Consider the following 9,030-nt stretch of genomic DNA (forward strand, 5'->3'; position numbering starts at 1 on the left):
GACTCGTTCTACTTCATCGAGGCCGGCACGCTCGTGGAAAAGACCGAGTCGTCCTCGCAGACGCTCAAGCAGGAATACCTCGATACATACGAAGGAGGTGAATGACATGAAACTATTTGAACAGCTGAAGTCCAATGCGTCGCGCATGGCTGTCTACGCCATCCTCGTGGCAACGGCTTTATGCGGAATCGCGGCACCCGTCTATGCGCTCAACGGGGAGAAAGGCGATGTCGAACCCGCGTACATGGCTTCGACGGTTAAGGACCGGTACAAAGCCTTCTCTGGAGACACGTTTTACGTAGCAGAGTACGACACGACCTACCGTCAGCTTCGCTACAACAAGGGCTACGACTATCTAGGCGCAGAGGCAATCAGCTATACGTCGGGTTGGTACGGCCCCAACTATGGACACATAACCCAGTTCAAGTGTAACTACCGTGTGTACAACTAAAGCAACCGGCCGGGACGAGGGGTGACGCAAAAGCGTCGCCCCTCGTTTTTAACCATGTCAACTGAACCTAGTTCAGTTTGGTTGATTTCCGATCTCAGCCGAACACATTGAGCGGAAAGGCCGTTCCCGCAGTCAGTCGAACGTCCCCGGGGCCCTTCTCAGGCCCCGGGGACGGCATTTTCCCAGTTGAAGGAACGGTGGAGATGTGTTTCGATGGGTCAGATTCGTGTCGTTCCGAAAAGACCGTGAACCTTTTGTGGGACACGCGGCGCCGTGGTACCATAGCCGAGTTTGTTGTCTTGGTCGGAAACCAAGACGCCTTATGCGCTGATCGGTAACCAGCGCCTGACCAATAAGGAGTCCTACCATGAAGCAGGGTATCCATCCCCAGTATGTCGAGTGCACGGTGACGTGCTCCTGCGGCAACACCTTCAAGACGCACGCTACCGTGTCCGAGATGAAGGTCGAGCTTTGCAACGAGTGCCACCCGTTCTACACCGGCCAGCAGAAGTTCGTCGACACCGGTGGACGCGTCCAGCGCTTCGCCGACAAGTTCGGTGGCGCCGCTGCCGCCCAGCTCAAGAAGGCTGAGGAGGCCAAGGCTGCCAAGGCCGCCAAGGCTGCTGAGGCCGAGGCCGCTCGCAAGGCCGCCGCTGAGGCTAAGGCTGCCGAGAAGGCTAAGCGTGCCGCTAAGTTCGCCGAGGAGGCTGCCAAGCAGGCCGCCGAGGCTCCCGTCGAGGAGGCCGCTGCCGAGGCTGAGACCACCGAGGCTGCTGAGTAAATAGCTCGCCGCGGAATCGCTCGCATTCATGGCATAAGGGCCGTGCATCCGTTTGGGTGCGCGGCCCTTTTCCTTTATTGGTGCAAACGAACCTGTCTCCATGGCACCAGATTGGTACGAAGGGGACGGATTGGTTTGCGCCAAATGGCAGAGAGACAGCGTTTTCCCAGATAAAAGCTGACAAATTAAACCAGTCCCTTTTTGGCAGGTTGGTCGTAGTTATTACGTGGCGGTCGAGGTCGACCGTATAGGCCGCGCCTTGTTTGGCTAAAGTACAATCATCTGTGTTTAACTCGCCCGCAGCTGCACGGCGTGGGCGATGGCCAAAAAGGAAAACCACATGGGATTCATGTCAAAGCTGCTGTCCTTTGGATCCGATAAGGACCTTAAGCGCTACTACAAGATCGTCGACCAGATCAACGGTCTTGAGCCCCAGTTTGAGAAGATGACCGAGGAGGAACTCCGCGCCCAGACCGATAAGTTCCGCGAGCGTTACGCCAACGGCGAGTCGCTCGACGACATGCTTCCCGAGGCTTTTGCCACTGTGCGCGAGGCTTCCAAGCGCATCACGGGCATGCGTCACTTTGACGTACAGCTCATCGGCGCCATGGCGCTTCATGAGGGTCATATTGCCGAGATGAAGACCGGCGAGGGCAAGACGCTCGTCTCCACCTTGGCCGGCTACCTCAACGCTATCGCCGGCAAGGGCGTGCATGTCGTTACCGTCAACGATTACCTGGCAAAGCGCGACTCCGAGTGGATGGGCCGCATCTACAAGTACCTGGGAATGACCGTTGGTCTGCTCCAGAACAACATGCCGCTCGAACTCAAGCGCCCGGCCTACCAGGCAGACGTCACCTACGGCACCAACTCCGAGTTCGGTTTCGACTACCTGCGCGACAACATGGTCACCCGCCCCGAGCAGCGCGTTCAGCGCGGCCACCATTACGCCATCGTCGACGAGGTCGACTCCATCCTGATCGATGAGGCCAGAACGCCGCTCATCATCTCGGGTGCCGGCACCAAGTCCGCCAGCACCTACAAGGACTTCGCGCGTGCCGTGCGCGGCCTTGAGCGCGGCGAGGACGTGTCGCACGACATGCTCACCGCCACCGAGGACGTCGAGCCCACGGGCGACTACGTCATGGACGAGGCCAAGCACACCATCGCCGCCACCGAGCGCGGCCTTAAGAAGATTGAGCGCCGCCTGGGTATCGATGACATCTATGCCGATCTCTCCGGCCAGCTGGTCAACCACCTGCAGCAGGCGCTGAAGGCCCAGTACATGTTCCACCGCGACAAGCAGTACGTGGTCACTAATGGCGAGGTCAAGATCGTCGACGAGTTCACTGGTCGCATCATGGAAGGCCGCCGCTATTCCGAGGGCTTGCACCAGGCCATCGAGGCCAAAGAGGGCGTGCTCGTGCGCGAGGAGAACCAGACGCTGGCCACCATCACCCTTCAGAACTACTTCCGTCTCTATGACAAGCTCTCCGGCATGACCGGTACGGCACTCACCGAGGACGCCGAGTTCCGTGAGATTTATAAACTGCCCGTCGAGGTCATCCCCCCCAACAAGCCCGTGCAGCGTGTTGACCACGAGGACCTGGTGTACCGCACCGTCCAGGCCAAGTACAACGCCGTTGCCGACGACGTCGAGCGACGTCACGCCAAGGGCCAACCGGTCCTGGTGGGCACCGTCTCCATCGAAAGCTCCGAGAAGCTGTCGGCCGCCCTTACCAAGCGCGGCATCGCGCACGAGGTCCTCAATGCTAAGCATCACGAGCGCGAGGCTCATATCGTTGCCCAGGCCGGACGCTACGGCGCCGTGACCATCGCTACTAACATGGCCGGTCGTGGTACCGACATCCTGCTGGGCGGCAACCCCGACGAGCTGGTGCGCGAGCGCCTTGAGTACGAGGGCCTGACCATGGAGGACGTGACGCCCGAGCAACTCGAGCAGTTTAACGCCGAGGCCAAGGAGACCTGCAAGGCCGAGCGCGAGCGCGTGCTTGCCGCCGGTGGCCTGACCGTCATCGGCACCGAGCGCCATGAGTCCCGTCGTATCGACAACCAGCTGCGCGGCCGCTCCGGTCGTCAGGGCGATCCGGGCGAGACCCAGTTCTACCTGTCGCTCGAGGACGACCTCATGCGCCTGTTCGGCGGCGACAAGATGGATCGTGTCTCCAAGATGATGGTCACGGCCGACATGGGCGATGACATGCCCATCCAGCACAAGATCATCTCCAAGGCCGTCGAGAGCGCCCAGCACAAGGTCGAGAGCATCAACTTCTCCATGCGTAAGAGCGTCCTTGAGTACGACGACGTCATGAACAAGCAGCGTCAGGTCATCTACGCCGAGCGCAATAAGATTCTGGACGGCAAGGACCTGACCGACCACATCACCGAGGTCATGCACGATACCGTGTACCGCTGCGTGCAGGAGTTCTGCACTAAGGACAGTCACGATGGCGAGCGCGACCTGGAGGGCCTGCGCAAGTGGGTTGTGGAGCTCACCGGCCACATCGACACGCCGAAGTTCCCCGACGAGGATTATGAGGCCCTGGCTGCCGATGTCCTGGTTCACGTAGAGAAGTGCTACAACATGAAGGCTGAGCGCTTGGGCGAGGACCTGATGCGCGAGCTCAACACCCAGGTCATGCTGCGCGTCATCGATACCCGCTGGATGAACTACCTGCAGGAGATGGACTACCTTAAGACCGGCATCGGCCTGCGCGGCTTTGGCCAGCGCGACCCGCTGGTTGAGTACAAGACCGAGGCCTACGGCGCGTTCCAGATACTCGTCGATACCATGTATGAGGATTACCTGCGCACGGTTCTGCGCATCGAGATCAAGGCTGCCCCGCGTGCCGTGGAGCACAAGGAGGAGCCCGCGCTCGAGGGCGCGCGCTTCTCCGGTCCTGCCGAGGTCGATGGTGATAACGGCGACTCGGTGCTGCGCAAGCAGGCGCAGGTGCAGGCCCGCACGGCTGTCCAAGGCGGACCGGCTGCCGTCAACAACGGTGGCAAGGTGACCACCTATCGCAAGTCCGAGAGCGATGATCCGTACGTCAACGTGGGCCGCAACGACCCGTGTCCCTGCGGTAGCGGCAAGAAGTTTAAGTACTGCCACGGCAGGAATCGTTAATGGCTGAGGCTTTAGAGGTAACGCTCGCCGAGCTGGACGCGTTCGCGGACCGGCTCGGCGAGGTCGAGTCGTATCTCCACCTGGACGAAAAGCGCACGCGCGTGACCGAGCTCGAGGCCAAAAGTGTTGCCCCTGGCTTTTGGGATGACGCCGACGCCGCCCGTGCCACCATGGAGGAGATAGCGCGTACCAAGGAAGATATCGCTGCCGTGGACACCGCGCGCGGCGAGCTTTCCGATGCCCGCGCCGCGCTGGAGCTTGCCGAGGAGATGGGGGATGACCCCGACGCCGTCGCCCTTCGCGAGGAGGCTACAGCCACGGCTGAGCGCCTGGCCCGTGCCATCGATGAGCTTGAGCTTTCGAGCTGGTTTACCGGTGAGTTCGATCACGGCGATGCCATTGTGACCATCAAGCCCGGACAGGGTGGTCTGGAGGCCCAGGACTGGACCTTCATGCTCTTTAAGATGTACATGAAGTACTGCCAGCGTCGCGGCTGGAAGGTCACCATCAACGACTGTCCCGCAGCCGAGGTTATCGGCATCGACCGCGCGACCTTTACCGTCGAGGGCAAGGACGCATTTGGCATGCTGCGCGCCGAGGCCGGCGTCCACCGCTTGGTGCGCATCAGCCCCACCGACGACAAGAAGCGCCGCCAGACCACGTTTGCCGGCGTCGAGGTCATCCCCGTGCTACCCGATGATATCGACATCGAAATCAGTCCCGACGACATCCGCGTGGACGTGTACCACGCGAGCGGCCCGGGCGGTCAGGGCGTCAACACCACTGACTCCGCCGTGCGCGTGACGCATTTTCCCAGCGGCATTGTGGTCACCTGCCAAAACGAGCGCAGCCAGATCCAGAACAAGGCCGCGTGCATGCAGATCCTCAAGGCTCGCCTGTACGAGATTGAGCTCGAGAAGCGTGCCGAGGCGCTCGATGAGATTCGCGGACCCAAGACCACGATTGGTTTTGGCAACCAGATTCGCAGCTACGTGCTCTACCCGTACCAGATGGTCAAGGACCTACGCACGGGCGTGGAGACCAGCAATGTCGAGGCCGTTCTTGACGATGGTGACCTGGACCCGTTTGTTATTGGCTACCATCGCTGGGCCACCGGCAACGCCGATGCAGAAGGCTCGGAGGTCTAAAACATCGGGTGGCTTCAAGTTGATGCCAAGCCCAACGGTTGGACGGGTTTGTATCCAGAATAAACCCTGCGCAGGGGTGGTTTTTGTTCGGCGAATCGGTAGAATCGAATACAAGAAGAAGTTCGAAGCGCATCCGATGGGGTGCGCTTTTTTGAGGGAGGCAGCATGGCATATCGTCTGGACATCAAGCGCATTCTTTCGATGAACTTCTTTCACGATCTGCCCCAGATCATGTTGGGGTGCGCTCTGGCCGCTATTGCGACCGACCTGTTTTTGATTCCCAACGGCCTTGCTGCCGGTGGCGTTACGGGCCTTGCCACCATTATCCAGGCGGTCGGCGCGACGCGAGGCGTGTCGCTTCCCGTCGGTATCCAGACCATCGTGATGAATGCCTTGCTGTTGTTGGTCGTTATGCGCGAGGGCGGCATGTTCTACGTGGTGCAGACCGCGACGGGCTTTGTGCTGCTGGGCTTCTTTACTGATCTGTTCGCCCCGTTTGTAGCACCTCTGGCGGATGCGGACCTGATGCTCCCTGCCATGTGGGGCGGCATTATTACGGGCATCGGTTACGGCATGGTGTTGCGCGCCGGCGCCAACACCGGCGGCTCGGACACGATTGGCCAAATCATCTCGCGTAATACCTCGCTGCCCGTGGGCTCGACCGTCATGGCGATCGATGTTGCCGTATGCGCGCTGTCGGCTCCGGTCTTTTCAATCGAAAACGCGCTATATGCAGGCCTTTCGATGGTCATTAGCGGCTACGTGATCGATGCCGTGGTCGATGGTGGCAACAAACGCCGTATGGTACTCATCATCTCGGACAAGTTCCCTGATATCGCTGCCGATATCATGTATGGCCTGGGTCGTGGTTGTACCAAGTTTAAGGCGACTGGCATGTATTCGGGTGCCGAGAAGCCAGTGATTATGGTCATCGTGAGCCGTCGAGAGCTCAATACCCTCAAGACGATCGTGCGCGAGCGCGATCCTCATGCCATCGTGACGGTTGCCGACGTTACGGAAGCCTTCGGCGAGGGATTCAAGGACATTAGCGTGTAGGGTCGATCGCGTTCCATCCAAAAGACGTTCACATTGATAAACCGTTTCATCAGCGGTTCTGCCTGCTAAATTGTTCAAATAATGATAAAAACTCTGGTAAAGCCATCAGTTTCCAGCATAATGAATGACGTACGTGCATTGCGGCTGTGTTGGGATTACCTTCGGTGCCGTGCGCATTTTGTCTAATGAGGATGAAAGGAAGGCACAATGAGCGACGAAGAGCTCAAAAAGGTTGCCAACGAGGTAAGGAAGGGCATCGTCACCGGCGTGCACGCTGCCAAGTCCGGCCATCCGGGCGGTTCGCTCGGCGCTGCCGACATCATGACCTATCTGTACTTTGAGGAAATGAACGTCGACCCGGCCGATCCCCGCAAGGCCGATCGCGACCGTTTTGTGCTCTCCAAGGGCCATTGCGCTCCGGGCCTGTACGCCGTGCTCGCCGAGCGTGGGTTCTTCCCCAAGGAGGATCTCGAGACGCTGCGCCATATCGGCAGCCACCTGCAAGGTCATCCCAACATGAACGACACCCCGGGCGTCGATATGTCCACCGGCTCGCTCGGCCAGGGCATCTCCGCCGCCGTGGGCATGGCGGTTGCCGCCAAGCACTGGGGCGATACTTACCGCACGTACGCCCTGCTGGGTGATGGCGAGAGCGAGGAGGGCCAGGTCTGGGAGGCAGCCATGTTTGCCGGCAACCAGCAGCTCGATAACCTCTGCGTGATCGTCGACCACAACGGCCTGCAGATCGACGGCCCCGTCGAGGAGGTCAACGACCCCATGCCGCTCGCCGACAAGTTCCGCGCCTTTAAGTTCCACGTGGTGGAGCTTGCCGACGGCAACGATTTCGATCAGATCCGCGCCGCCTTTGCCGAGGCCCGCGCCACCAAGGGTCAGCCGACCGCCATCATCGCCGAGACCATGAAGGGCAAGGGCGTTTCCTTTATGGAGAACCAGGTTGGTTGGCACGGCAAGGCCCCCAACGATGAACAGTTTGAGCAGGCCATGGCAGAGCTCACGGCCGCCGGAGAGGAGCTCTAGGATGGCAGACGTCAAAAAAATCGCCACGCGCGTAAGCTACGGCGAGGCCCTCGTCGAGCTCGCCAACGAGCACGATGACTTTGTGGTCCTCGACGCCGACCTGGCCGCCGCCACGCAGACCGGCAAGTTCAAGGCCGCCTGCCCCGATCGTTTCTTCGATGTGGGCATTGCCGAGAGCAACCTGATGGGCGTCGCCGCCGGTATCGCGACCACCGGCCGCGTTGCCTTCGCGAGCACCTTTGCCATGTTCGCTGCCGGTCGCGCCTTTGAGCAGGTCCGCAACTCCATCGGCTACCCGCACCTCAACGTTAAGATCGGTGCCACGCATGCCGGTATCTCGGTGGGCGAGGATGGCGCCACGCACCAGTGCTGCGAGGATATCGCCCTCATGCGCGTCATCCCCGGCATGACCGTGATTGTTCCCGCCGACGACGTGGAGGCCCGCGCCGTGACGCGCGCCGCCTACGAGTGCGACGGTCCGGTGTACATGCGCTTCGCCCGTTTGGCCTCGCCGGTTATCAACGACCCCGAGACCTACAAGTTCGAGTTGGGTAAGGGCATTGTCATGCGCGAGGGCGCCGATGTGACCATCATTGCCTGCGGCCTGATGGTCGGCGAGGCTCTCGAGGCCGCCGAGCAGCTCGCTGCCGAGGGCATCGACGCCGAGGTCATCAACATGCACACCATCAAGCCCATCGATGCCGACCTGATCGTCAAGAGCGCCACCAAGACCGGTCACGTCGTGACCGTCGAGGAGCACTCTGTGATCGGTGGCCTGGGCAGCGCCGTTGCCGACGTCCTGTGCGAGCAGTGCCCGACGTCGCTCAAGAAGATCGGCGTCAACGACACCTTCGGTGAGTCTGGCCCGGGTGCCGAGCTCTTGCACAAGTATGGCCTGGACGCCGCCAACATCGTGGCGACCACCAAGGAGTTCTTGGCATAAGGCAAGGCGGATCTCAAGGACTGCTTCGCCAGAACTATGGAAACCCGGCAGGGGCGCTCTCTTGGAGAGCGCCCCTGTTTCAGTTGCGGTGAAATAAGGACTGATTAGACCTTTTAACTGGTAAAACAGTCCCTATTTCACCGCAACTTATGAAGACGCCCCTCAAGCACGGTCCCATCAGGGAAAAGGGCATATATCGACAAAGCGCAATTCAGACCCTTCCAACTTTGTATATGCAGCACCCCAAGTAAAACGCGGCGACCCCTTAGTTATCGCAGGCCGGACACAGGGTTACTCTCCAAATCTTTCCGCAGGACGGAGGAGCCCCCGCCGCACGTAGTGCGCAGCGGGGGCTCCGACATGTCCGAGGACGATTTGGAGAGTAACCCTGTGCACGGCCGACGGGATGGTTGATTTCCGATCTCAGCCGAACACATTGAGCGAATAGGCCATTCCCGCAGTTAG

7 protein-coding genes are annotated in these 9,030 nt (G+C 60.3%); all 7 read left to right on the top strand.

What is annotated here, in order from left to right:
• Positions 1-106 precede the first annotated feature (106 nt).
• Positions 107-451, top strand: a complete 345-nt coding sequence (locus PGW49_RS10025; RefSeq protein ID WP_270226403.1) for a hypothetical protein — start codon at positions 107-109, stop codon at positions 449-451.
• 367 nt (positions 452-818) lie between these two features.
• Positions 819-1,232 (top strand): 50S ribosomal protein L31, encoded by a 414-nt coding sequence (gene rpmE, locus PGW49_RS10030; RefSeq protein WP_117638071.1) that lies wholly within the window; start codon positions 819-821, stop codon positions 1,230-1,232.
• 340 nt (positions 1,233-1,572) lie between these two features.
• Positions 1,573-4,380: a preprotein translocase subunit SecA gene (gene secA / locus PGW49_RS10035; RefSeq protein WP_270226404.1), complete on the top strand. Its 2,808-nt coding sequence runs from the start codon at positions 1,573-1,575 to the stop codon at positions 4,378-4,380.
• On the top strand, positions 4,380-5,528 hold the full coding sequence (prfB, locus tag PGW49_RS10040; RefSeq protein WP_270226407.1) for a peptide chain release factor 2: 1,149 nt from the start codon (positions 4,380-4,382) through the stop codon (positions 5,526-5,528). Before secA ends, prfB begins: the two co-directional genes overlap by 1 nt.
• A gap of 165 nt (positions 5,529-5,693) precedes the next feature.
• The gene (locus PGW49_RS10045; protein WP_270226408.1) at positions 5,694-6,584 is read left to right on the top strand and encodes a YitT family protein; all 891 of its coding nucleotides are present in this window, start codon (positions 5,694-5,696) and stop codon (positions 6,582-6,584) included.
• Positions 6,585-6,791: 207 nt separating this feature from the next.
• Positions 6,792-7,622 carry a transketolase gene (locus PGW49_RS10050; RefSeq protein ID WP_006235308.1) on the top strand — a complete coding sequence of 277 codons (831 nt, stop codon included), beginning with the start codon at positions 6,792-6,794 and terminating at the stop codon, positions 7,620-7,622.
• Between the two features lies 1 nt (position 7,623).
• Positions 7,624-8,565, top strand: coding sequence for a transketolase family protein (locus tag PGW49_RS10055; RefSeq protein WP_138340403.1), 942 nt, complete (start codon positions 7,624-7,626; stop codon positions 8,563-8,565).
• The last annotated feature ends 465 nt before the right edge of the window (positions 8,566-9,030 follow it).

The sequence above is a fragment of the Collinsella aerofaciens genome (assembly GCF_027679495.1).
In the GTDB taxonomy this organism is placed as follows: Bacteria; Actinomycetota; Coriobacteriia; order Coriobacteriales; family Coriobacteriaceae; genus Collinsella; species Collinsella aerofaciens_AK.